Source organism: Paraburkholderia sediminicola, from assembly GCF_046027355.1.
Classification (GTDB): Bacteria; Pseudomonadota; Gammaproteobacteria; order Burkholderiales; family Burkholderiaceae; genus Paraburkholderia; species Paraburkholderia sediminicola_B.
On record NZ_JAQQEK010000036.1, the window covers coordinates 46,294 to 69,578 of the forward strand.

The following is a 23,285-nucleotide window of genomic DNA, read 5'->3' on the forward strand; positions in this document are numbered from 1 at the left end:
GTTTCACTTGCATGCGGCGCAAGTGAGGGCACGGTATCATGCGGCCTCACTTAGCCGGCTGCTTCCAATCCTGCGTGACACGCGGGCACCGAACTGGCCGAACCATAACAACAAGCCACCGCCCGCGCGCTGTCCGGTCGATCCGGCCCGCGCGGCCGGCTCGCGGTTTCCAAGACGCGCTTTCCAACCAATGTCTCATTTCACTTTCGCCGGCGGCGTTCTAGGCGCAGGCCTGCAGGCGCTAAGCCTCTACGCGTTGCTTGGCATCGTCGCCGCGCTCCTGCTGGGCGGAATGGTCAAGGGCGTGGTCAGCATTGGCGTGCCGCTGGTGGCGATGCCGATCCTCAGCCACTTCCTGCCGATCAAGGAAGCGGTTCTTCTGCTGTCGATGCCGATCATCCTCGGCAATATCCCGCAGGCGTTGGAAGGCGGCGAACTCTTGCCGACGGTCAGGCGCATCGCCGCGCCGTTGATCGGCACGGTGATCGGCAATATCGTCGGGGTGACGGTATTGATTTCGCTTGCGCCGCATCGCGCGCAAGCGGCCGCCGGCGCCTTGCTGATGATTGCGGCCTTGCTGTTGCTGGCTTCGCCACGGCTAACGCTCTCGCCAACGTGGGCCAAGCCCGCGGGGTTCGTGTTGGGATTCGGCGCGGCGCTCATGGAGAGCATTGCTTCAGTGCCGGGCCCCTTGCTCGCGATGTATCTGATCGCCACGGGCGCGACGGGCAAAGCGTTCACGAAGCAGATCGCCATCATTCTGGTGGTGTCGATCATCACGCTCGTCGCGACATTCAGCGGCGGCGCGCATGCCAGTTGGACGGACCTCGCCATCTCGGCCTGCGCGAGTGTGCCAGTGATCGCGGGAATGCTGCTGGTGCGGCCCTTGCGAGACCGCTTGCCGCCCGCCGCATTCCGGATTCTGGTGCTGGTGTTCGTGGCGGCCGCCGCAGCGCAGATGATCTGGAAATCCGGGGTTTTATAAGGTTCGCACCGTTTGCGCTTAGGCGAAACGGCCCGTGGTACGCGCATTGCTGCTCAACGGGTGTCACTCTAATCAACCGGAGAGCCCGTCGTGGCAACCATGGCCAATTTACCGAACGAGCAAGAGCACGAGCCCGAGCGCCAGCCCGAAGAAGACCCCGGCGGCCCGCCCACCAAGGTTTCCAAGCCGATCGGCGATGCAATCCCCACGCCGGTCGAACCGGGTCTCGATCAACCGCTGCCGAAGAAAGGCGAAACGCCGCCGCCCGCTGACAACGCCGATGCCGATGGCGAGGCGTTGGGCGACACCGAAACGCCTCCGGGCGTTCCGGAGCCCGGCCCGTCCGATTTCGCGTAATTAGCGCCGGGCGATAAAAAAGCGGCGTCAGTGACTGGCGCCGCTCGTCGATTGCCGTCCAGGCAGTCACTCGATCATCGGTTCACGCCGCTTCCGCCTCGTGAACGATCTTCAGTGTGCTCTTGTGTTCCCTGATCAACCGGTACACGGTTTCTCCGGGCACGGTCTCCTGCTCGAGCAGTTCGTCCGCAATCGCGCGCAGCACCGGCTCGTACGCATGCAGCAAGCCGTAGCACAGCTCGTTCAGCTCCTTGAGCAGCACATTCGCATGCTCGATCGCGCTCTTCATTTGCAAACCCGCGTACTGCGACGGCAGTGCCGCGAGGCTGAACAAATTGCCATCGCTATTGAAGCCGAATTTCGACACCATATCGAGGCTGATGCGCGACGCTTCCTGCAAATCCGAAGCGGCGCCGCTCGACGCTTCGGAGAACGTGAGAATTTCCGCGTTGCGGCCGCCGAGCAAAACCTGGATTTCGTTGCGAATCTCAGTCTCGCGATACAAATGCTTGTCCTGCGCTTTCGTGATGAGCGCAACCCCCAGCGCGCCGCCGCGCGGCAGGATCGTGACCTCTTCGAGCACGCCGGTGCCCAGCAGCGCGGCGACGAGACCATGCCCCGCTTCGTGCACGGCGATACGGGTGCGTTCGTCCTCGCTCAGCGCGCGCTCGGCGCCGCTCACGTCGCCGATGCGCGCAATCTTGATCGCCTCCATGAAATGCTTTGAGGTGATTTCGGTGTCGCCGGATTTGCGCGCGACGAGCCCCGCCTGATTCACTACCATCGCGACCGTTGCCGGCGACAGGCCCGTGGTTAGGCGCGCCAACTGATCGTAGTCGATGTCGGCGGCTTTCGATTTCAGCTTCTCCGCGTAAAAACGGAAAATCTTCGCGCGGTCTTCGCGATCGGGCAAACGGACTTGCACGGTGCGGTCGAATCGGCCCGGCCGGCGCAACGCCTCGTCCAGATTGTCGGGATGATTGGTCGCCGCGACGATGATGACGCCTTCGTTCGAAGCGAAGCCATCCATTTCCGCCAGCAGTTGATTGATGATGCGGTTGCTCTCGGCTTCGACCGGGCCGCTGCCCGTATCCGTGCGCTTGGCGAGCCCGTCGGCTTCGTCGATGAAAATCACCGTGGGCGCATTCTTGCGCGCCAGTTCGAACAGGTGCTTGACCTTCTGGATGCCGACGCCGTAGTACTTCGCGCTGAAATAGCTGCCCGTGATCGAGATGAAGTTCGCGCCGCACTCGCCCGCCAGCGCCTGGGCAAGCCGCGTCTTGCCGACGCCGGGGCCGCCCACCATCAGAATGCCGCACGGCGCGCGCACGCCCATCGACGTGAATTGCTTCGGGTCGGACAGATAGCCGCGAATGTCCGCGAGCGCCGCCTTCGCTTCGCCCGCGCCGATCACGTCGTCGAAACGCAGGGCGGGCGCCTTGGCGAGCAGCGTGGCGCCACCGCGCATTTCGCGCCGCATGAACCACACCATGCCGCCGATCAACAACAGCGGCAGCATCACGCTGATGGCGTCGCGCACCTGGTCGAACACCTGCACCCAGCGCGAGCCGCCGGTTTGAATATCCGCATCGGGAAGCCAGACGAGCTGGTACGTGGCGGCTTCGTCGGCCTTGGGTTCGCCGAGCAGCAGCGCATGCGAGAACGTCGCGTTGTGGTCGGTGACGAAGTATTTCGTGCCGTCGCGCTTCGAGATCAGTATCGCGTTGGGGCTCACGCCGATCGCGGCAACCTTGGCGTCGTGAATATCGCGCAACATTTGCGAGGCGTCTTTCTCCTCATGCGTCCATGCCGAGGAATCGTGACGCATCTGGCTCGCGACGCCGGTCAGCGCCGGCGCGACCTGCGCTGCGCGCTGCTGGTAATGCCACACGCCAAATGCGAGCAACACTGCGATAAGCGCCGCCGCCACCGACATGGCGATCTTGCGTGTGCGTCTTTTACCAAGCGAGTTTTTTCCCGGCTTCATGAGTCACTTCCAAAAACGGGCCCAAAGCGAGCCCTGATACTTGTCAAAGTTCAGATGGGCAGAGGTTGGCGGAGGGGAATCGACTGATGCGACACCATGCAATGACCGGAAGAAAGGACACCCAACCATACGTCCCTTTTAACAACGTGCACACGGCCAATATGCCGTGCCGCCGCGCCTTCCAAATCGCAGAAAAGGCCTAGTTCTACCGTCTATCCGACGTTTTCGGGCCGCCGGATTTTGGGGAGCGAGCGCTGTGTGCAGTGCGGTAACAGACTGCTCCGGCGCACAGTTTATCAGCGCTAAATTCATTGCGTATTCCACATATCTACTATTAACCGCTCCCTATTTAAAAGCGGTCAGAATTACTGAATATCGTCTCGCCGCGCTCGCCTATCCTCCGACGAAAAAAATACCCGCTGCCGCCGCAGTCGTCTGCATCTACTCTAAAAAGACTGCCGTGGATGCAGGTTCGATGCGGCGAGACGCACAATCCTGTGCATGAGCGCCGCGCGACACGATGGGAGGACTGCCATGCACGACGACACCCCGGTGTTCGATACAGCGCTGACCCGTTTGCTCGGTTGCCGGCACCCCGTGATTTCAGCCGGAATGGGCGGCCCGGCGCGCGCCGAGTTGACGGTCGCCGTGTCTGAAGCCGGCGGATTTGGCCTGCTCGGCATGGTTGGGGAAGCGCCGGAAGTGATCGAGTGTGAGATCGCCGCCGTGCGCGCGACGACGAACCGGCCGTTCGGCGTCAATCTCATTCCTTTCCGGACGGAGCCCGCGCTGCTCGATGCGCAACTCGATGTGTGCCGCGCGGCGCAGGTGCCGGTCATGTGCTTCTTCTGGGACGTCATGCCTGACGTGGTAAAACGGGCTAAAGATGCTGGCGCGCTGGTCCTCTGGCAAGTCGGCTCGCTCGAAGAGGCGCTCGCCGCGCAGCAGGCCGGCGCGGACGCGGTCATCGCGCAAGGTGTCGAAGCCGGCGGCCACGTGCGTGGGCGCATCGGCATCATGGCGCTACTGCCGGAAATCGCGCAGCGTCTGCGCGTGCCGGTAGTGGCCTCCGGCGGCTTCGCGACCGGCGCCGGGCTGATTGCCGCGCTTGCGCTCGGCGCGGCGGGCATTCATTGCGGCACGCTATTCGTCGCTACGCATGAGTCTTTCGCGCACGACTATCACAAGCAACGGATCGTCGATGCCCGAGCGGGTGACACCGTGCACACCGATATCTACGCAATCAACTGGCCACCCGGCTCGCCGGTGCGCGTGCTGGCGAACAGCGTGACGCGCGAGGCTGGCGATCATCTGTTCGGCAATCATCCGCATGTGTTGCCGCGCGAAGAAATCGCGCACGACGATCAAGGGCCGATCTACAAATTCAGCACGATTTCGCCGCTACGCGACACGGTGGGCGATCTGGAAAAAATGGCGTTGTTCGCAGGGGAATCGTCGGCGCTGGTCGAGCGGTGCGCGCCGGTGGCGGAAGTCATCGACCGGCTCATGAACGAGGCGGTGGACGCGGCGGCCCGGATTCGCGCCGCAGGTGTTCATTGACACTCGAGCATTGGGGATGTGCGACGGGCCTCTTCGGGCCCGTCGCACCATCGCCGCTTGCTCTCAGGTTCTGCTGCTTTTATTAGCGATGCCGGCATGCATCGATCTGGTTCTCCCCGACTAAATTCGGTCCTCGCGTTCCTGTGCCTCGACAGACTCAAGCGGCCGTGCGCGGCTTCAGCGCATTGCGCGCCATCTGCGCTTCGCTCGCGAGTCTGTCGAGAAGTCTCGTCAGGCGGTGCCGCTGGCTGGCAATCAGTTCGTAAGTCTCTTCCAGCGCCCGGATCCGTTTTTCCCAATACTCGTGGTCGAGCGGATATAGCCCGCCGGACGCGTCCCCACGCGTCAGGTGTTCCACCACGTTCTCGAGATGTTGCAACTGGCTGTCTACCAGACTAGCCGGACGCCGAGCGCCGCGTTGCACGGTCGGTTGCATGTTCGTGCCGCTCATCTTTGATACCCCGTGAATTGCCTGCCGGCAAAGCGTGAACCTCGCACCCTTGCACCGCGCGTAACGGATCGGCGCTGTTTCTGCGCGCAGTTGCGATTCCAATAAGGGCGGCGGTCGACTGCCTGCCGCGCCGTCAGCGAAAACGATCTGCATCTGATCACGCGACATTAATGCAGCTTTTTTGTTAGGCTTGACCGTACGTCTCAAAATTGGACGACGGCGCGTGAAATACCCGCATATGCACGCCGCGGCCTCGCCGACACGCCTTTCTCGCTTGCAACAACCGATCCGATGAACCAGCGCACCCTGCCGCAACATCTGGCCGCGGCCGCCGCGGCCGATTCGCGCTCCGCCATTTCGACGAGCCGCTTCAGCACGCACGGACTGGCACCCGCCGAACAATTCCTCGCCTGGCGCCAGCGCGTGGGCCATGTGGTCGACGCGCCGCCGTCGAAAGCGCAGGTTGCTGGGGGATTTCGCGGTGAAATCGATTTATACGCGGTCGGCGGCATGGTTTTTACGGACTGCCGCACCGATTCGATGCTGCTGGAGCGCTCGGTGGCCCGCGTATCCACCGACTCGCGGCGCGATTACGTGTTTCAACTGTTCGTGGAAGGGGAAGTCGGCCACGTCACCGGCATGCACAAAAAACGTAGCGCGCCGGGTTCGGTGCCAGGCATCGTCGCGTTCGATCTGAACCAGCCGTTTCGCGCCGAGCGCCCCGAAAGCCGCCTTCTGAGCCTGTTCGTACCGGCCGCGGTGGTGGACGAGGCGTTGCGCGACGGCGCGGCGATTCACGGCCGCATCGTCCAGCAGGGCTCGCCGCTGACCGGCGTCGTGCTGGATCACATGACGGCGCTCGCCCGCGACATTGCGCGGCTCGATCCGGCCGGCGCCATCGATGCCCTGCAGGCGGGCGCGCAGCTGCTGGTGGCCGCGTTTCGCAAGGAGGCGCACCTGAGCGGCGCGGGCCGTGCCGCGCTGCAGGCCGCGGTGATGGGCCGGGTACGCCGCTATATCGAAGCCAATCTGCACCAGTGCGACCTCACGCCGTCCAGCGTGGTTCAGGCGCTGCAACTGAAACGCGCGACGATCTATCGCTGGTTCGAGCACGAAGGCGGTCTCGGCGCCTATATCCGCAACCGCCGTCTGCGCGAGGCGGCGGACGAACTAGCCCGTTATCCGCATCTGCAGGTGGCGGAAATCGCCTTTGGCCTCGGCTTTCAGAGCGCGTCCGACTTCACCCGCGCGTTTCGCCGCGCCTTCGACATGAGCCCGCAGGACATGCGCGCCCGCGCCTTCGACCTGCGGCAGTTGCGCAACGCGGCCTAGCGCTTCACGCAGCCGACTGCGACGCGCTTGCCGTGCGAGCGCCCGCCTCCGGTTCCGCTTCCGGGAACGCCTTCAGCGCGATCAGCGTGAGCGCGGTGGCGCCCATCAGATACCACGCCGGGATCATCGGATCGCCCGTCCGGTTGATGAGCCACGTCACCAGAAACGGCGAAAATCCGCCGAACAGGACCACGCCGAAGCTGTAAATCACCGACAGTCCGGCCGCGCGCCGGTGCGCCGGAAACGCTTCCATCATCAGCACCGAAGCGGCACCGGCGTTGTTCACCGCAAGCGCCACGTAAGCCGTGATGATGACGAGCGCCGCGAGATCTCCCGCGCCGTGGGTCAACGCCCAGAAAGCGGGCCAGGCCGCCGCCAGCGACGCCATGAGCGATACATATTGCAGCGTCTTGCGGCTCGCGAGCCGGTCGGCCGCGCGCGCGATCAGCGGCGTCACCACGAGAATCACGACACCCGAGAGGCACGCCGTCAAAAGGCTGATCGCCGGCGGCCGGTGCAATGTCCGCACCAGATAGGCCGGCATGTAGAACACGGTGATGTAGATGCTCACCGAGGGCGCCGCCATCATCAGAATGCCGCAGACGAGCGGGCGCGCGTGCTCCGCGAATAGCCGCCGCGGGCTGAGCCGCATGCGCTCTTGTGGCGCCGCCGCCGGCATGCGGCGGCGCAGGTACCAGCCGACCGGGCCGATCAATCCGCCCAGCACGAACGGAATCCTCCAGCCCCAGTCGTGCATGGCGGTGGGCGACAGCAGCGCCGTGGTGCTCGCCCCGACCAGCGCGGCGGCGAAAGCGGCCGCGCCCTGGCTGGCGCCGCGCCAGCTCACCATGAAACAGCGGTGCCGGTAGCCCGCCGACTCCATCAGCGACGCCGACGCCGGGCCGATCTCACCGCCCGCCGCGAGCCCTTGCATCAGGCGCGCGAGCACCATCAGCACGGGCGCCGCCGGACCGATCGACGCATAGCCTGGCAGGCATGCGATCAGCCATGTGCCGAGCGTCATCAATGTGAGCGATACGGTAAGTCCGGCTCTACGGCCGCGGCTGTCGGCAATGTGGCCGATCATGAGCGCGCCGAGCGGACGCATCACGAAGCCCGCGCCGAAGGTGGCGAGCGACAGCAACAGCGACGACGCCGGATCGTGCAACGGAAAGAACAGATTGCCGATCACGACGGCGGAGAAGCTATAGACGGTGAAATCGTAAGCGACGAAACCATTGCCGATCACGATGGCGGCGACGATACGCCTGAGTTCGGCGCGGGACAGCGGGGCCGCTTTGCCGGCAGCAGTGTGCATGAGTGGCGGTCGACGAATTCGTCGAGGTATTCAGGGAGGTGATGGAAGAAAAGCGAGCCGGTTATTCAGCTTGGCGGCACGGCACGGTGCAACTTGACGCGGCGCGGGCACGTGTCCGGGCCCACGGTCCTTCACCGACTCACGCGCCGTGGCGAGCCGCTCGAAGCTCAAGCGGCACGCGGCCGTCCTTTGCGCTTCGGCTCGACCGGCTGCACCACGGCCGCCACCGGCGCCACGCGCAGACTGCGTTTGAAATACGGTGAACTCATGGTGGCCGCGCCCATGTCCGACGCGGCTTCGAGCAAGGCCGGCGCCAACTCCTTCAGACGCGCTTCCGGCAAGCGGCTGGTCGGGCCCGCGAGACTGACGATCCCCACCACCAGCCCGGTCAACGGATGACGGATCGCCGCCGCCATCGAGGTCATGCCCGCCTCGTAGGTTTCGCTCGCGACGCCGTAGCCGCGCTTGCGCGCGCCCGCCAGGTCCTGCAGGAACTGCTGGATCGTTTTCGGTGCCTTCGGACCGCGCGGCCCCGCCTTGCCGATACCGCCCTGGCGCGACACGAGTTCGAGCGCTTCCTCGTCGCTCATGGTGGCGAGCCACGCCTGGCCGCTCGCGGTGCAATGCAGCGGCGGCTGGCTGCCCATGTCCGGGTCGTAGCGCAAGCCGGATTTGGCGCCCTGCGCCTTGCCGACGAAGGTGATGTGATCGTCCTCCACCACCCCCAGCCGCGCCAGTTCGCCCGACGCCGCCGCCAGCCGGTCGAGCACCGGCTGCGAAATATCCAGCACGCCGCCGGTGGACAGCCACATCAGCGCGAGCGACACCAGTTTGAGCGCCAGCACGTACTCGCCGTGCTCGTCCTGCCGCACGTAGCCCTCTTCGCTCAACTCGGCCAGCAGGCGATGCGTGCCGCTGCGCGGAATGTTCAGCGTATCGGCAATGGCGGCCAGCTGCATGCTGCCGCCCTGCTTCGCCAGCAATTCGATGATGGCCAGCGCCCGCTCCAGATTCCCCGCCATGTTGCACTCTCAATTCGATTTCGATACCGAATGAGAACACGATTCCATATCGGAACTCAAGGGCGGCCGCGTCTGACGCCGTTGAAATTCCGCCGAACTCAGTGTCCGATGCCCGCGCTGACCTGCAGCACCGGTCCGCGATGACGCGCGCCCTTGAGCAGCACCGCTGCCGCGCCGACCGCAGCCGGCAACGCGAGCGACGTGAACACCTGGCCGAAGCCCCAATTCGCGTGCAGCATGCCGGCGCCCAGCATCGCCCCCGCAATCCCGCCGAAGCGGCCGATGCCGAGCATCCAGCTCGTCCCGGTGGCGCGCATGCGGGTCGGGTAGGAACCCGCCGCCAACGCGCAGAATCCCGTGTTGGAGCCGTTCATGCAGTAACCCATGCCGAACGCCAGCACGCTGATCGCGGTGATGCCGTGGCCAGGCAGGCCCATGTACCAGGCCAGCACGCCGCCCATGAACACCGTTGCGCCTAGCGCCCGATGCGGATTGAAGCGGTCCATCTGCCAGCCGATCGCGAGCGAGCCGATCGTGCCGCCCGCCTGAAACAGTGCGCCCACCACGGCCGCTTCGGCGAGCGTGAAGCCCGCGCCGCGAATCAGCGTCGGCAGCCAGCTGCCGAGCAGATACACGGTCAGCAAGCCGGCGAAGTAGCAGATCCACAGCATCACCGTACCGAATGCGTAGTCGCGCGACAGGATCAAACGGACCGGGCTGCGTTCGCGCTGCGGCGTTTCATGCGCGACGAAGCGCGTGGTCTGATTGGCGCTGCCGGGTTCGAGGCGGTTCATCACCGTCACCAGCCGCGCGCGGCGCGTTTCCTTGAGCGCGAGGAAGCGGGCGGATTCGGGCAACCATTTGATCATCAGCGGCACGTAGAGAATCGGCAACACGCCACCAAGGATGAGCACCGAATGCCAGCCGTGCGACGCGATCAGCCATGCGCTCACAAACCCGCCGCCGGCCGCGCCGAGCGTGAAGCCGCAGAAAACCGTCGTCACCATCAGCGCGCGGCAGCGTTGCGGCGCGTATTCGGCCATCAGCGTGGCGGCGTTGGGCATGGATGCGCCGAGACCGAGACCTGTGAGAAAACGCAGCACCGTGAGTTCGCCGATGTTGCTCGCGAAGGCCGAGCCGAGACTCCAGATGCCGAAGAACAGAACCGCGCCCGTCATCACCGTCTTGCGGCCGAAGCGGTCCGCGAGCGGGCCCGCGCACAGCGCGCCGAACGCGAGGCCGAGCAGGCCGCCGCTCATCACCGGGCCGAGCGCATCGCGCGGAATCGCCCACGCGCTCGATAAAGCCGGCGCGATGAAACCGACCATCACGGTGTCGAGTCCGTCGAGCGTGACGATGAACATGCACATCAGCAACACGAGAATCTGAAAGCGCCCGACGGGTTGTTCGTCGAGCAACTGCTGCACGTCGATGACGCGTGAAGCGGACGCGGGTTTCCGCGGCGCCTTGAGTGAAGGTTCCATCAGGTGTCTCCAGATCGTTGTTATCGTTATCGCTATCGATTGAGGTGGCCGGTCTCATGCCGCGCGGCATCTTTGGCGTGCGCTTCGGCGAACCGGCGTCGGGGAAGATGAAACGGACTACGTCATCGCATAGGTCCGTTCGAGTACGGCGAGCGTCGCCGCGCGCAGCTTGCGGGCGCGCTCCACCGCGGGCGTGGTCTGTGCCCACCGTTGGGTCGGCACTTCGATACTGATCGGCAAATGATCCGGCAGCGCGCGCAGAATGCCACCAAGGTCGATGCCGCCCTCGCCCGGAATCAGACGCTCGCAACGCGCCTGGTAGAGCAGCGTATCGAGGTCAGTGGGCCGCTCGGCTGGTGCGTCGCAAAACTGCACGTAGCCGAAATACTCGCGTGGCAACGCGCGCAATGCGTCAGTCGATGAACCCGCGCGGTCGAAGTGAATCGGATCGACGATCAGGCCGGTATTGCGCCGCGCCGCCGCCTTGACGATGCGCGCGCCCTGCGTGATGTCCTTCACGTCGGTCCACGGCATCGGTTCGAGCGAAGGCGACAGGCCGAGCGGCGCGGCGAGATCGCAGAGTTGCGCGAGACGTTCCGCGGTGCGCGCTTCGTCAGGATCGTTGCCCGCAACGAGCACGTAGCGCGCGCCGAGTTCGGCGGCGGTATCGAGCATCGGCTTGCAGGCGGCCACATCGGTGTCGGGCTTGAGCCGCAGAATCTCGACGTCGAGCACCTTGACGCCGGTGTCGCGCAAACACGCGAGCGTCTCGCGCTTCAACTGCGTTGGACCGATGATGTCGTGGCGTACTTCGTGATCGGTGGCGGGCAAGAGGCGCAGCCCGACGAAGTCGTAGCCTGCTTCAGCCGCGCATTCCACCATCCGCGGCGGGCTCAGTTCGAGCACGGTCAACGCCGACAGCGAGAGCGCCCGTGAGTTGTGCTGGGTCATGTCGTTTCCTGATTACGATTTCGTCTCTGCGGGTCCGCGCTCAGCGCAACGGCGAGAACGGCGCCGGCACGCAGATCGTCGACTCCATCGTGGTCAGATGCGCGGGGCCGCCCTTGGGCGGCCAGATGCCGTTCTTCACCGCTTCGGCGCGAATCCGCGAACGTTCGTCGACGCTCGCATACGGCCAGATGTTGAGAAAACGCGGCACGTTGCCGTCGAGCGAATACATCGCGCCGACCAGCGGCGAGCGCTGCGTCCGCTCGGGCACCGCTTTCTCCCACGCGTCGATAGTGTGTTGCAGGCTCGCGAGCTTGGTGCCATAAACACGCATCTCGTAGATGCCGCCGTAGACGGCCGGTTCGATCGGTGGCAGAAACGGAAAGAGCGAATAGCTGTCGATCTTCACGTCGGTGACGAATTCGCCGCAGCCGAATGGATTGCCTTCGAGCAGCATGCGCTTGCGCTCCGTGATCAGCGCGGCTTCCGAATCGAAGCCGCGCAGCACCAGCACCTGGCCTAGCGTGCCGATATCGGAGTACCAGCAGCCGAGCAGTTTCGAGTCCGGTTGATCGCCGCTTGCCTGAATGCTTTCGAAGACCTGCGCGTTCGCGCCGATCTTCACTGTTAATGTCACTACGTCGTAGAGCGTCATTGCATGTGTCCTTGTGACTGAATGGTGGTGTTCGTGGTGTTCGTGGTGTTCGTGGTGTTCGTGGTGTTCGTGGTGTTCGTGGTGTTCGTGGTGTTCGTGGTGTTCGTGGCCGGCGCCTCTGGTGCGTTGGCGCTGCGAGTTGCTTGAACTGTCCGAGCTTCGCCGGCGATGGAAAGGCCCGCGAGATAACCGAAGGTCATCGCCGGGCCAAGCGTGATGCCGCCGCTCGGATAGCAGCCGCCCATCATGCTGGCGCTGTCGTTGCCGACCGCGTAGAGGCCCGCCAAGGCCTGGCCCGCGTGATCGAGTACGCGAGCGTTGGCATCGGTGGCGAGGCCCGCGAACGTGCCGAGGCTGCCTGGCAGCAGCTTGACCGCGTAGAACGGCCCGTTTTCGAGCGGCGCGAGGCACGGACTCGGCGCGTGCCGCACGTCGCCCTGCACTCGGTTGTACGGCGTCGATCCCTTGTGGAATTGCGGGTCGAAGCCATCCTTCGCGTAGCTGTTATAGGCCGCCACGGTGCTCTCCAATCCATGTCGATCGATGCCGCATTGCGCGGCCAGTTCGGCAAGACTGTTCGCACGCTTCAGGTACCCTGAGCGGCGATACGGCGCGGTGGGAAACGGAAACGGCTTCGAGAAGCCCAGCCCATAACGGCGCTGGAAACGATGGTCGCAAACCAGCCACGCGCAGACCTCCTCACCGGCAGGCGTGGTGCCGATCAGCGCGCTGACGAAGTCGTGATACGAAGACGCTTCATTGACGAAGCGGCGCCCCGCGCGCGTCACCGCAATCACGCCCGGCTTCGCGCGCTCGATCAGATGCGGGAACGCGACGTCCGCGCGTCCCTTGCCTTGCGGTACGAGCGAGACCGGCGCCCACGCGGCGGGCGTTTCGAGCGATGCATCGAAGTGCGCGCCGATCGATTCACCGAGACGGATGCCGTCGCCGGTATTGGAGAGCGGCGCGGCGGACCAATGCTCGCGCCCCGACGGCGTATAAGCAAAAGTTTGCGCACGGCGCGCGAGGTCGTGCGGATAACCGCCGCAAGCCAGCACCACGCCACGCGCGGCGCGCACCTCGTGCGGCATGCCGTCGATCTCGACACGCGCGCCCACTACGCGACCTGCTTCGCGCAGCAACGCGACCGCCTTGGCGTTCGTGCGCAGATCGACGTCGAGATCGGTGGCGGATTTGAGCAGTCGCGCGACCAGCGCATTGCCGTTCACCAGATGCATGGAGCGGCCATAGCGCAGCTTGTGGCCCGCGAACGCCGCGAGCCTGCGCAGCGCGTGCCATGCGGAGCGCGGCGAACGCGTGGCGTTGAAGAAATGCGCGAGGTCCTGCCCTGAACCGATCGCCATGCCTTTGAGCGTCACCACGCCGAGCGGCTCACGCAACCGCTCGATCAGCGGTCCGAGTTCGCGGCCGTCGAACGGCATTGCGCACACCGAGCGGCCGCCGGTCGTGGCGCCGGGCGTGGTATGAAAATCGGGAATGCGGTTGCCGTCGACGAAACGCATGGACGTATTGCGCTCGAAGAACTCGATCATCTCGGGACCGTAGTCGAGCAAAGCGTCGACCTTGTCCGCCTCGAAGTGCGCGCCGAGTTCGTTGCGCAGATACGTGCGCGATGCTTCGGGTTCCTCGACAATGCCCGCGCGCGTTGCGAGCGGGTTGCCGGGAATCCACATCCAGCCGCCCGACCATGCGGTCGTGCCACCGAACACCGCGGCTTTTTCCGCCACCATCACGCGCAGTCCGCGCGTCGCGGCGGTGACCGCGGTGGCGAGGCCGCCCGCGCCGGAACCCAGCACCAGTACATCACATTCGAGGATCGGATCGCGCTTCATTGCCAGTTCGCTTCGTCGGTTGGGAAGAGATCGTTTTCGATCTATTTGTTGAATACTATTCCACTTTTTAACTTAATTCAAACCAGGTTCAGCCCTGGTTCGTCAGAGGACTTTTTCCTTGACCCGCTGCGAGCCTGCGCCAGCAGGACCGAGCGGTGCAGACGAAATCCTCGAAGCCAAAGCGGTTTTGGCGCGCGCAGCCGCGTCGCGGCCGGCGAGATAAGCAAACGCGAGCCCAGGTCCCAACGTGATGCCCGGACCGGGATACACGCCGCCCATCACCGATTGCATGTCGTTGCCGCATGCGTACAGGCCTCCAATAGGCTGATCGTCGCGGTCGAGCACGCGGGCGTGCTGATCGCTGACCAGCCCGGTCGCTGCGCCGATGTCGCCGGGATAGAGCCGCACCGCGTAGAACGGCGCGCGGCCGATCGGCCCGAGACAAGGGTTCGGTCCCGGCCAGTTTGCGTCGCCGTTGGCGCGTTGATAATCGGTCGTGCCGCGCTGAAAATCCGGATCGACGCCGGTCTTTGCGTATTCGTTGATGCGTGCGACGCTATCGGTCAATCCGCGCGGATCGATGCCCAGCTTGCCCGCGAGTTCGTCGAGCGTATCGGCGCGTGTCAGATAGCCGTCGGCGAGAAATGGGGCGAGGCCTTTGCCGCCCGGGCGCACCATGCCGAGACCATATTTGCGCAAGCCTTGGGTATCCGTGACGAGATACGCGGGCACGCACGGCGACTGGCGATGCGCCTCCTGCATCGCGATACCGAACAGGTGATACGAAGTGTTTTCGTTGAGGAAGCGCTTGCCCGCCTGATTGACGACCACCGTGCCGGGCTTGCCGCGATCCATCAGAAAGTGAGGGAACACCGCGGTCGTGCCGTCCTTGCGCTTGCGCACGGAGACCGGGGCCCAGAACGCGTTGCTCAACGCGCCTTCGCCATACCGTGCACCGATGGCGAGCGCGAGATCGTGCGCGCTGCCGGTATGTCCTGGCGCGCCGGGACACCAGCTCGGATCGACGCCCGGCAGCATCGCGCTGCGCCGTTGCGGATGCCGGTTGAAACCGCCGCTCGCGAGAATCACGCCACCTTTCACCGCGATTTGACGCCGCTCGCCGTTCCGGCTCAGCGTGATTCCGTCGACACTGCCGTTCGCGCCGGTGCACAGCGCTTCGAGTTTCGTGTTCGTCAGCACGGTGACGTTGCGAGCCAGCAGCGAATAAAGCAGACGCCCGATTAGCGCATTGCCCATCACGAGACGCGTGCCGCGCGGCCAACTCATGCGGTCGCGGGCGTGGCGCGCGAGCAGCTTCACAGCATGGCGCAGGGACTTGAGCGACTTCGTCATGCCGAGCAAATGACCGACGTCGTCGCGATCCACCATCATGCCGCCGAGCACCGTGAATTCCGGAATCGGCGGACGGATCAGCGCGAAATGCTTGCCGAGTTTGCGGCCGTCGAAAGCGAGCGGCTCCAGCGCGCGGCCGCGCAAAGTCGACCCTTCGAGCTCGGACAGATAGTCCGGATGAAACGGGCGCGCCCGATACTTCACGTCCGAATTCGCCTCGATATGCGCGACGGCCTGCGGGCCGGCCGCCAGAAACGCGCGACGCAACGCCTCACTGCTGTGCTCACCTACGGCACGGCGCAGAAAAGCCTCGGCATTGGCGCGGCTGTCGTCCGGATTGACCGACGGGCCGTGCATTGAATCGGGAATCCATGTGGTGCCGGCCGAATAGGCCGTCGTGCCGCCCACGTATTCGGTGCTTTCCACCAGCAACACACGGGCGCCTTCGACGGCGGCGAACAGCGCCGCCGACATCCCGGCCCCGCCGGCGCCGATCACCACGACGTCGAACGTTTCGTTCTGCTGCAACCCGCTGAAAGTCTCCACCATGTGCTGCTCCTCTGCTCCTTGTCTAGGCCCGCGACGGATAGTTCGCCGCAGTTCGTCGACATCTATAGAATTTGCTTTGATTTCGGAATACTATTCCACAAATGCGAAAATGCAAAATATTTCTGCACTCACGGAGGAAAGACGATGCGCGTATTGGTGACGGGAGGAAGTGGATTTCTGGGGGCGTGGATCATGCGGCGCCTGCTTGGCAAAGGCATAGACGTGCGGGCGTTCGATCTGCGCGCCGATACGCGTCTGCTGGAAGCGCTCGCGCCTGAGCAAGCCGCAACGGCGCGATGGGCGAGCGGTGACATTGCGAACGCAGCCGAGGTGTCGCGCGCACTCGACGGCTGCGACGCGGTGATTCATCTCGCGGGCGTGCTCACGCCGGCCTGCGCGCTCGATCCCGTGCGGGGCGCGCAAATCAATCTGATCGGCACGCTCAATGTTTTCGAAGCCGCACGAGCGGCCGGTTTGAAGAATGTGCTGTATGCCAGCAGCGCGGGCGTCTTCGGGCCCGATGACGGCGCCGTGCCTTTTCCGCAGACTTTTTACGGCACGTTCAAGCTCGCCTGCGAAGGCGCGGCGCGTGCGTACTGGCATGACCATGGCATCGCCAGCGTCGGCTTCCGGCCGCTCGTCGTGTATGGCGCCGGGCGCGAGACCGGTTCGAGCGCCGGGCCGAGCCTCGCGTGCCGCGCAGCGGCGCGCGGCGAGCGGTACACGATTCCGTTCACCGGTTCGACAGGGCTCGTTTTCGCGGACGATGTCGCCGCCGCTTATGAAGCCGCCCTCGTGCAGGCGCCGCGCGGCGCGCATGCGTTCACCCTGGCCGGCGACATCGTTTCGGTGGATCAGGTGGTCGAGCGTATCGGCGTGATCGTGCCGGGCGCATGTATCGATACGGCCGGCGCGCCGTTACCGATTGCCACGTCGTTCCCCGTGGATCCGACTCTTGAGGAGTTGCTGCCCGGTCTGCCGCACACCTCGCTTGACGAAGGACTACGTCAGACCGTGGATTTTTATCGACAACCTGCCTCACTTCTCGCTCAAGCGAAATAATTTTATTGTTGAACACTATTCCATAAAAAGTTAGATTTGACACACTCAAGCAAGATCGCCCGGCATCGCGCAAGATGAAAACCGGGCAACACTCAGGAGACGTACAACATGACGCAACCCGACGCCCCTTCTTTTTCCACCTCGCTGGATGAAGGCCTCAGCGGCGCCACGCGCGTGGTTTTCATCGTCGGCGATCCGATCGCGCAGGTCCGCTCGCCGTCCGGCGTAACCGCCGCTTTGCGCGCCGCCGGACGCGATGCGCTGGTGGTCCCCGCGCACGTCGCGCCCGCCGACCTGCCCGCGTTCTTTGCGGGCGTGACGCCCATGCGCAATGTCGACGGCGTGATCATTACCGTCCCGCACAAGTTCAGCGCCACCGAGTATTGCGGCTCGCTCACCGAACAGGCGGGCTTTCTCGGCGCGGTCAACACGTTGCGCCGCACGGCGGACGGCAGTTGGCATGGCGGCATGTTCGACGGCACCGGCTTCGTCGCGGCGCTCGTCGATGCCGGCTGCGATCTGCGCGGCAAACGCGCGCTGCTGATCGGCGCGGGCGGCGCGGGGTCCGCGATCGGACATGCGCTGGTTCAAGGGGGCGTGGCGTCGCTCGACGTGCGCGATAACGATGCCGAACGCACGGCTTCGCTGATCGGCCGGTTGAATGTGCTCGGTCAAAGTGAAGTGCACAGTGCGGCCGCTTCCGTGGATGCGAATGCGTACGACGTGGTCGTCAACGCGTCGCCGCTCGGCATGCGAGCAGAGGATCCGCTGCCTATCGACGTATCGCGTTTGCCGGCCACGACGTTCGTCGGCGACGTGGTGACGAAGCCGCCGCTCACGCCGTTGATCGAAGCCGCCCGCGCGCGCGGCTGCCCGACTGTGACGGGTACGCAAATGTTCGGCCGCGTGTGCGACCGGATCGTGGAGTTTTTGCTGGATGCGGATCGGTAAATGAAGCTTCGGACGCGACAGCGGCCACGGCTTGCGCTGCTACACTTGCGCAACGCCAACCTGTAGAAGACACCTGCCGCGCGACTCCATGCGGCGGGTGTTCTCCTGAATCACGCTCCAATCCATGCTTCGATTCGAAAACCTCAGCAAGCGCTACGGCGAACGCCTCATCTTTCAGGGATTGCATTTCGGCACGGCATCAGGATGCGTCGCGTTAAACGATGAATCCGGCAGCGGCAAGTCGACATTGCTCGGCATCCTCGCGGGCACGATCGAGCCCGATACCGGCGAAGTGTGGCTCGGTGGCCATTCGCTGCGCAGCGCGCCGCAGGCCGCGCAATCCGTCCTTACCTACGTGCCCGAAGACTGCATGCCTTATTCGGATCAGACCGGTCGCGAGTATTTGAATCACGTGGCATCGGCGAGAAATACCGCCGTTACCTCTGACACGCTGACGCTTGCGGACCGCTTCGGCCTCACGCCGCATCTCGACAAACGCTTCGAACAGATGTCGTTCGGTACGCGCAAGAAGTTTTTCCTGACGGCAGCCGTGCTCGGCGAAACCCAGGTGTTGATCGCGGATGAACCCGTCGGCGGACTCGACGCCGCCGCACGCGCCGTGCTGGTCGATCTGTTCAAGACACTGGCGCAAACACGCACGGTGTTTTTCTCGAGCTACGACGAGGTCTTTACGAATGCGTGCGAGGCGCGCAGCGTCGACTTCGCCGACTTGGGAAGGCACGACTGACGCGCCCTTGCATGCCGCTTGGCAGCGGCATGAACAGCGCGAGCGAAACCGGCAACCCGGCTTTCACTCGCGCACACGAATCGCTTAGACCGCCACGCAAATCTTCCCGAAGTGAGCGCCGGATTCCTCGTGCGAAAACGCCTCGCCGAGCTTCTCCAGTTCGAACGTGCTGTCGATCACCGGCTTGATGCCGGTCACTTCGAGCGCCCGGATCATATCGCGCTGATCCTGACGGCTCCCGACGATCAAGCCTTGCAAGCGCTGCTGCCGCGCCATCAGCGCCGCGGTCGGCACCGGCCCTGCCCGTCCGGTCAACACGCCGATCAGCGCGATATGACCGCCGATCCGGCAAGCGGTGATCGACTGCGGCAAAGTCCCCGGACCGCCCACTTCGATCACATGATCGACACCCTGCCCGCCGGTCAGCGAGCGCACCTGCTTGCCCCATTCGGGATTCTCGCGATAGTTGATCGTGTGGTCGGCCCCGAGCTCGCGAAGTCTGGCGAGCTTCGCGTCTGAAGAAGACGTGGCAATCACCGAAGCGCCCATCGCTTTGGCCATCTGCAAGGCGAAAATCGACACGCCGCCGGTGCCGAGCACGAGCACCGTGGCGCCGGCCTTCAACTGGCCGTCCACCACGAGCGCGCGCCATGCGGTCAGCCCGGCTGTGGTCAACGTTGCGGACTCGGCGTGACTATAGCCGCGCGGCGCATGCGTGAAGTAGTGGCTCGGCAGCACGACGGCTTCGCGTGCGTAGCCGTCGACGCCGTCGCCGGGTGTGGTCTTGAAATCGGCGATGGCGGGCGGCCCGTTTTCCCAGAACGGGAAGAAGCACGACACGACGTGATCGCCCGCTTTGAATTCCGACACGCCCGCGCCGACTGCCTCGACAACGCCCGCGCCGTCCGCCATCGGAATCCGCCCTGCTTCAGCCGGCAAATTGCCGCTCACGACGCCGTAATCGTGAAAATTCAAAGAGTTCGCATGAATGCGCACGCGAATCTGGCCGGCCGCGGGCTGACCGGGATCGGCGATGTCGACGACCTGGAGATTGGCGACGGTGGCGGGCGAACCGATTTTGATGGCTTTCATGTTTTCGTTCCTCTGTGAGTTGCGCCGGCGCGTGACGCGTCGCGGCGAAATGCTCGCAAAAGAATACCGCAAGCGTGCTCAGCGCGTCGTCGGACGCGCACAGGCTAGCGGGGGCGAAACGCTCGCTGAAAGCTCATCGTGAATGGAGGAGGTCCCTTCACGGCGCCCGTGAATGACATGGGGCGCTCGTCAGGATCATGCATTCATTTGACCGTCTGAATGACTTCGAAGCCTTCGAATTCCGGATGTCCAAGATAGAGCACCCGGTTGTCGCCGCCTGCGTTGCGATGCGCGGCACGAAAGGCGTCGGACTTCGTCCACGCCTCGAAGGACGAATAGTCTTTCCAGATCGTATGGCTGGAATAGAGAACGTGATCGTCCTTCTGCGGTCCCTTCAGCAGATGAAACTCCACGAAACCCGGCACCTCTTTCAGGTGCGTATCGCGCGTGGTCCACAGATGTTCGAAAGCGGCTTCGGACCCAGGCGTCACTTTGAAACGGTTCATGGCAATGTACATGCTGAAGGCCTCTTTGCGGTCACGTTGTATCTGACGGCTTGCCGGACCCGAACGACTCGTCCCGGCCAACCCGTCAGGTGGCCTTTCATTATATGCGCGTCATTCTTCCTACCGATGTCACGACCGCGATGCACCCAGGCGAGCCGAACGCATCCGCGTTCAGGCCGCTTTGTCCTGCGCCACCTGTTCGAGCCAGAGACGGCTGTCGGGAAACCAGAATGCGTCCGGCCGCGGCGGCGACACGAGTTTCACCGGCAGCGACGGATTGAATATTCTGGACCATGCCGACAGATACGACGGCGTCTTCACCAGATACCCGCAGCGGGACAACAGCAGACTGGAGACCAGCGCTTCACGGCCGATCTCGAGCCCCGGATAGCCGCTGAAATGAATCGGCGTATTGCCGCTTGCGAGCAATTTCGCGGGCGCCACTTTGACTGGCTTGCTAAACGGCCAGGCGACGAAAAAGTCCAGAAACGCCTGTTCGTCGCTTGAAACGAAGACGTTGTCGAGGTGCGGGTTTTCCGCAAGCGTCGTTTCCACGTGACGGCAGAAATCGCCCCACGAAACCGGGATGGCTTCCAGCGATTTGTCCGTGCCTCTGAAATGCGCGCCGAGCGTGGACACGCCGATCCCGAGCTTCTGGCAGATCACATCGACTTCATCGCCGATGTGGCCGGCTGGCCGGTAATGTGCGAAGAATAGCTCGCTCGCGCTGTTCAGTTGAAGCTGAGTCTCGTAGCGTTGACGAAACCCTAGCTGGACCAGGTCGCGAACCGTCGATTTTCTCACTTTGTGCGTGAGCGACGCCGTGGCCTTGCCATTCACGGATTCGAAGAAGGACGAGAACCAGTCGATCGTTCCCGCGGAGTCTCCGTAGAGCCCGCCGCGCGCACTGATGCACGGCGTCAGACACTTCTCGTCGCAATACATCAGAATAAACAGGACCATCTGCATCACGGAGAAGAAACCAGAGTTCTCCTGAATTTCGATGGCAAAGATTCCCCTGTTCAATCGCTGCGTGGCATGAAGTGAAATGCGGCGTGGTGTCGCCACGGAATGCTTGAACCCCTCGCTGCGTCGGATCTGTTTCGCCCGATCGACTACCTTTCTTAGCATGCCCGGCTCCTAATGGAATCTAGGTATTCTTAATTCGCGCGCGTCTATGCATGAAGAAGTCCACGACGCCCGAGCATAACATCTCAAAAGCCCGGGGCGAGTAAGTTCCGCTTGTCTTAGTGAGCTAGCGCACAAAGGGATCGGTAAGACTTCCCCGCGAGTTGTGGCGGTTGCATGCCGGGAGACATCCAAATCGCAACCCACGAGTAGTAATGGTTTATCCGGATGACACCTTCCGCAAGAACGCGATAGGCACACAACCCGCAGGTGCTGACTACTCTCGCTTCTCCAACTTCACCACCGTCAGCGCCCCGTCCACCTCGTCGGCGATGAAGTCGATCCTGTCGCCGGACTTGACCTGCGAGAGCATTGCCGGGTCCTTGACCTTGAACACCATCGTCATCGCATCCATGCCGAGGTTCTCCAATGGACCATGCTTGATGGTCAGCTTGCCGGCAGCCGCATCCACTTTCCTGACTTCGCCATGGGACATCGCAGCTCGCGCTTCACTCGCCTCACCCGCCGCGTACGCCGACGCGGAAATCATCACCATGCAACCCATCGCCATTGAAGCCAATACATTCTTCATCTCACACTCTCCCACGTTAAATACGATCCACACGGCCAACCTGCCCGCGCCAACGTCAACCATCCGGCAGCTCGCCGGTATATTCATAAGCCACCGTTCCCCTGGGATGCCTGAACCAGCCCGGATCACGGTAGTCGTTGCGACCCAGTCCTTCGCGCACCTTCACCACCGTAAACATGCCGCCCATTTCCAGCGCGCCGAATGGGCCAGTGCCGGTCATCATCGGCAGTGTGTTGTCGGGCAGCGGCATCTCCATCGATCCCATCGAGCCGCCCGTGCTGCCCATCGCCATGTAGTCGGGCACCAGCTGGTTGATGCGTTTGGCGAGGTCTTGCTGCGGCACGCCGATCATGTTCGGGACCTGATGCCCCATCGCGTTCATCGTGTGATGAGACTTGTGGCAATGGAATGCCCAGTCGCCGGGACGATTCGCGGTGAACTCGATGGCGCGCATCTGCCCGACCGCGACATCGGCGGTCACCTCGGGCCAGCGCGCGGACGGTGGAATCCAGCCGCCGTCCGTGCCCACCACTTCAAAGTGGTAGCCGTGCAGATGAATCGGGTGATTGGTCATGGTCAGATTGCCGACGCGGATCCGCACGCGATCGCCCGCGCGCACCGGCAATGAATCGATGCCCGGAAACACGCGCGCATTCCACGTCCACATGTTGAAGTCGGTCATCTCGTTGACGCGCGGCGTGAAGCTGCCGGGGTCGATGTCGTAAGCGGACATGATGAACACGAAGTCGCGATCCACCTGCATCACGCCCGGATCTTTCGGATGGACGATGAACGTCCCCATCATGCCCATCGCCATCTGCACCATCTCGTCTGCGTGCGGGTGATACATGAAGGTGCCGTGCTTCTCCAGCTTAAACTCGTAGACGAAAGTCTTGCCCGGTGGGATATGCGGCTGCGTGAGACCGCCCACGCCGTCCATGCCACAGGGCAGCAGCATGCCGTGCCAGTGGACCGTGGTGTGCTCCGGCAACCGGTTGGTCACGAAGATGCGCACCTTGTCGCCTTCGACGGCCTCGATGGTCGGCCCCGGCGCCTGGCCGTTGTAGCCCCACAGGTTCGCGCTCATGCCGGGCGCGAGTTCACGCACCACCGGTTCGGCGATCAGATGAAACTCCTTCCAGCCGTTCTTCATGCGCCACGGCAACGACCATCCGTTGAGCGTGGCGACCGGCGTGTACGGCCGGCCAGTCGATGGCGCGCGCGGCGGCTGCATCGAGGCCGTGGCCATCGTGGGTGCTTCGGGCAGCGACGCGGCGCCGGCCTTGCTCACCAGTGCGGCTCCCAGCAAAGCGGCGCCCGAGCCGCCGATAAATTGTCGACGTGACACCATG

At 64.0% G+C, this 23,285-nt stretch carries 21 protein-coding genes; 7 read left to right on the plus strand and 14 right to left on the minus strand.

Annotated features, from left to right (window positions below):
- The first annotated feature begins 190 nt into the window (after positions 1–190).
- Both PQR42_RS38025 and PQR42_RS38030 read left to right on the plus strand, forming a co-directional pair.
- On the plus strand, positions 191–985 hold the full coding sequence (locus PQR42_RS38025; RefSeq protein WP_408212889.1) for a TSUP family transporter: 795 nt from the start codon (positions 191–193) through the stop codon (positions 983–985).
- A gap of 90 nt (positions 986–1,075) precedes the next feature.
- Entirely contained in the window at positions 1,076–1,342 is a 267-nt protein-coding gene (locus PQR42_RS38030; RefSeq protein ID WP_408390984.1) for a hypothetical protein, read from the plus strand.
- Between the two features lie 82 nt (positions 1,343–1,424).
- Here PQR42_RS38030 and PQR42_RS38035 read toward each other — a convergent pair whose 3' ends face one another.
- Complete coding sequence (locus PQR42_RS38035) at positions 1,425–3,329, minus strand: ATP-dependent metallopeptidase FtsH/Yme1/Tma family protein (RefSeq protein ID WP_408495168.1); 1,905 nt, start codon at positions 3,327–3,329, stop codon at positions 1,425–1,427.
- A gap of 534 nt (positions 3,330–3,863) precedes the next feature.
- Between PQR42_RS38035 and PQR42_RS38040 the strand changes: the two genes are divergently transcribed.
- The gene (locus PQR42_RS38040) at positions 3,864–4,889 is read left to right on the plus strand and encodes an NAD(P)H-dependent flavin oxidoreductase (protein ID WP_408390989.1); all 1,026 of its coding nucleotides are present in this window, start codon (positions 3,864–3,866) and stop codon (positions 4,887–4,889) included.
- A 157-nt stretch (positions 4,890–5,046) separates the two neighbouring features.
- Here PQR42_RS38040 and PQR42_RS38045 read toward each other — a convergent pair whose 3' ends face one another.
- Complete coding sequence (locus PQR42_RS38045) at positions 5,047–5,340, minus strand: hypothetical protein (RefSeq protein ID WP_408212877.1); 294 nt, start codon at positions 5,338–5,340, stop codon at positions 5,047–5,049.
- Positions 5,341–5,631: 291 nt separating this feature from the next.
- Between PQR42_RS38045 and PQR42_RS38050 the strand changes: the two genes are divergently transcribed.
- Positions 5,632–6,672: an AraC family transcriptional regulator gene (locus tag PQR42_RS38050; protein ID WP_408390992.1), complete on the plus strand. Its 1,041-nt coding sequence runs from the start codon at positions 5,632–5,634 to the stop codon at positions 6,670–6,672.
- A 4-nt stretch (positions 6,673–6,676) separates the two neighbouring features.
- Here the strand turns inward: PQR42_RS38050 and PQR42_RS38055 are convergent, their stop codons facing one another.
- The 7 genes from PQR42_RS38055 to PQR42_RS38085 form a co-directional block, all read right to left on the minus strand.
- Positions 6,677–7,990 (minus strand): MFS transporter, encoded by a 1,314-nt coding sequence (locus PQR42_RS38055; protein WP_408390995.1) that lies wholly within the window; start codon positions 7,988–7,990, stop codon positions 6,677–6,679.
- Positions 7,991–8,157: 167 nt separating this feature from the next.
- Positions 8,158–9,012, minus strand: coding sequence for an IclR family transcriptional regulator (locus PQR42_RS38060; RefSeq protein ID WP_132381976.1), 855 nt, complete (start codon positions 9,010–9,012; stop codon positions 8,158–8,160).
- A gap of 98 nt (positions 9,013–9,110) precedes the next feature.
- Positions 9,111–10,496 carry an MFS transporter gene (locus PQR42_RS38065; protein ID WP_408390998.1) on the minus strand — a complete coding sequence of 462 codons (1,386 nt, stop codon included), beginning with the start codon at positions 10,494–10,496 and terminating at the stop codon, positions 9,111–9,113.
- A 117-nt stretch (positions 10,497–10,613) separates the two neighbouring features.
- Positions 10,614–11,447, minus strand: a complete 834-nt coding sequence (locus PQR42_RS38070) for a sugar phosphate isomerase/epimerase family protein (RefSeq protein ID WP_408212867.1) — start codon at positions 11,445–11,447, stop codon at positions 10,614–10,616.
- Positions 11,448–11,487: 40 nt separating this feature from the next.
- Positions 11,488–12,099 (minus strand): NIPSNAP family protein, encoded by a 612-nt coding sequence (locus PQR42_RS38075; RefSeq protein WP_408391001.1) that lies wholly within the window; start codon positions 12,097–12,099, stop codon positions 11,488–11,490.
- Complete coding sequence (locus PQR42_RS38080) at positions 12,096–13,952, minus strand: FAD-dependent oxidoreductase (protein WP_408391004.1); 1,857 nt, start codon at positions 13,950–13,952, stop codon at positions 12,096–12,098. Before PQR42_RS38080 ends, PQR42_RS38075 begins: the two co-directional genes overlap by 4 nt.
- Positions 13,953–14,054: 102 nt before the next feature.
- The gene (locus PQR42_RS38085; RefSeq protein ID WP_408391007.1) at positions 14,055–15,854 is read right to left on the minus strand and encodes an FAD-dependent oxidoreductase; all 1,800 of its coding nucleotides are present in this window, start codon (positions 15,852–15,854) and stop codon (positions 14,055–14,057) included.
- Positions 15,855–15,998: 144 nt separating this feature from the next.
- On the opposite strand from PQR42_RS38085, the gene PQR42_RS38090 reads away from it, so the two are divergent.
- The 3 genes from PQR42_RS38090 (at position 15,999) to PQR42_RS38100 (ending at position 18,615) form a co-directional block, all read left to right on the plus strand.
- Complete coding sequence (locus PQR42_RS38090; RefSeq protein WP_408212856.1) at positions 15,999–16,916, plus strand: NAD-dependent epimerase/dehydratase family protein; 918 nt, start codon at positions 15,999–16,001, stop codon at positions 16,914–16,916.
- Between the two features lie 108 nt (positions 16,917–17,024).
- Positions 17,025–17,867: a shikimate dehydrogenase family protein gene (locus PQR42_RS38095; protein WP_408391010.1), complete on the plus strand. Its 843-nt coding sequence runs from the start codon at positions 17,025–17,027 to the stop codon at positions 17,865–17,867.
- A 124-nt stretch (positions 17,868–17,991) separates the two neighbouring features.
- Complete coding sequence (locus tag PQR42_RS38100; RefSeq protein WP_408391013.1) at positions 17,992–18,615, plus strand: ABC transporter ATP-binding protein; 624 nt, start codon at positions 17,992–17,994, stop codon at positions 18,613–18,615.
- Positions 18,616–18,699: 84 nt separating this feature from the next.
- Here the strand turns inward: PQR42_RS38100 and PQR42_RS38105 are convergent, their stop codons facing one another.
- The 5 genes from PQR42_RS38105 to PQR42_RS38125 all read right to left on the minus strand — a co-directional run bounded on the left by PQR42_RS38105 (position 18,700) and on the right by PQR42_RS38125 (position 23,284).
- A complete protein-coding gene (locus PQR42_RS38105) occupies positions 18,700–19,707 on the minus strand; it encodes a zinc-dependent alcohol dehydrogenase family protein (protein WP_408391016.1) in 1,008 nt (335 codons plus the stop codon).
- A gap of 203 nt (positions 19,708–19,910) precedes the next feature.
- Positions 19,911–20,225 (minus strand): heme-degrading protein HmuQ, encoded by a 315-nt coding sequence (gene hmuQ / locus PQR42_RS38110; protein WP_408212846.1) that lies wholly within the window; start codon positions 20,223–20,225, stop codon positions 19,911–19,913.
- Between the two features lie 159 nt (positions 20,226–20,384).
- Positions 20,385–21,344 (minus strand): O-fucosyltransferase family protein, encoded by a 960-nt coding sequence (locus tag PQR42_RS38115; protein ID WP_408391019.1) that lies wholly within the window; start codon positions 21,342–21,344, stop codon positions 20,385–20,387.
- A 274-nt stretch (positions 21,345–21,618) separates the two neighbouring features.
- Positions 21,619–21,933 carry a copper-binding protein gene (locus PQR42_RS38120; RefSeq protein ID WP_408391022.1) on the minus strand — a complete coding sequence of 105 codons (315 nt, stop codon included), beginning with the start codon at positions 21,931–21,933 and terminating at the stop codon, positions 21,619–21,621.
- Positions 21,934–21,988: 55 nt separating this feature from the next.
- Positions 21,989–23,284 (minus strand): multicopper oxidase family protein, encoded by a 1,296-nt coding sequence (locus PQR42_RS38125; protein ID WP_408391025.1) that lies wholly within the window; start codon positions 23,282–23,284, stop codon positions 21,989–21,991.
- Between the last annotated feature and the right edge of the window lies 1 nt (position 23,285).

Bases quoted from the DNA above. Each gene is read 5' to 3' on its own strand.
- PQR42_RS38025 (WP_408212889.1), top strand. From the start codon at position 191: ATGTCTCATTTCACTTTCGCCGGCGGCGTTCTAGGCGCAGGCCTGCAG.
- PQR42_RS38035 (WP_408495168.1), bottom strand. From the start codon at position 3,329: ATGAAGCCGGGAAAAAACTCGCTTGGTAAAAGACGCACACGCAAGATC.
- PQR42_RS38040 (WP_408390989.1), top strand. From the start codon at position 3,864: ATGCACGACGACACCCCGGTGTTCGATACAGCGCTGACCCGTTTGCTC.
- PQR42_RS38045 (WP_408212877.1), bottom strand. From the start codon at position 5,340: ATGAGCGGCACGAACATGCAACCGACCGTGCAACGCGGCGCTCGGCGT.
- PQR42_RS38050 (WP_408390992.1), top strand. From the start codon at position 5,632: ATGAACCAGCGCACCCTGCCGCAACATCTGGCCGCGGCCGCCGCGGCC.
- PQR42_RS38055 (WP_408390995.1), bottom strand. From the start codon at position 7,990: ATGCACACTGCTGCCGGCAAAGCGGCCCCGCTGTCCCGCGCCGAACTC.
- PQR42_RS38060 (WP_132381976.1), bottom strand. From the start codon at position 9,012: ATGGCGGGGAATCTGGAGCGGGCGCTGGCCATCATCGAATTGCTGGCG.
- PQR42_RS38065 (WP_408390998.1), bottom strand. From the start codon at position 10,496: ATGGAACCTTCACTCAAGGCGCCGCGGAAACCCGCGTCCGCTTCACGC.
- PQR42_RS38070 (WP_408212867.1), bottom strand. From the start codon at position 11,447: ATGACCCAGCACAACTCACGGGCGCTCTCGCTGTCGGCGTTGACCGTG.
- PQR42_RS38075 (WP_408391001.1), bottom strand. From the start codon at position 12,099: ATGACGCTCTACGACGTAGTGACATTAACAGTGAAGATCGGCGCGAAC.
- PQR42_RS38080 (WP_408391004.1), bottom strand. From the start codon at position 13,952: ATGAAGCGCGATCCGATCCTCGAATGTGATGTACTGGTGCTGGGTTCC.
- PQR42_RS38085 (WP_408391007.1), bottom strand. From the start codon at position 15,854: ATGGTGGAGACTTTCAGCGGGTTGCAGCAGAACGAAACGTTCGACGTC.
- PQR42_RS38090 (WP_408212856.1), top strand. From the start codon at position 15,999: ATGCGCGTATTGGTGACGGGAGGAAGTGGATTTCTGGGGGCGTGGATC.
- PQR42_RS38095 (WP_408391010.1), top strand. From the start codon at position 17,025: ATGACGCAACCCGACGCCCCTTCTTTTTCCACCTCGCTGGATGAAGGC.
- PQR42_RS38100 (WP_408391013.1), top strand. From the start codon at position 17,992: ATGCTTCGATTCGAAAACCTCAGCAAGCGCTACGGCGAACGCCTCATC.
- PQR42_RS38105 (WP_408391016.1), bottom strand. From the start codon at position 19,707: ATGAAAGCCATCAAAATCGGTTCGCCCGCCACCGTCGCCAATCTCCAG.
- hmuQ (WP_408212846.1), bottom strand. From the start codon at position 20,225: ATGTACATTGCCATGAACCGTTTCAAAGTGACGCCTGGGTCCGAAGCC.
- PQR42_RS38115 (WP_408391019.1), bottom strand. From the start codon at position 21,344: ATGCTAAGAAAGGTAGTCGATCGGGCGAAACAGATCCGACGCAGCGAG.
- PQR42_RS38120 (WP_408391022.1), bottom strand. From the start codon at position 21,933: ATGAAGAATGTATTGGCTTCAATGGCGATGGGTTGCATGGTGATGATT.
- PQR42_RS38125 (WP_408391025.1), bottom strand. From the start codon at position 23,284: ATGGTGTCACGTCGACAATTTATCGGCGGCTCGGGCGCCGCTTTGCTG.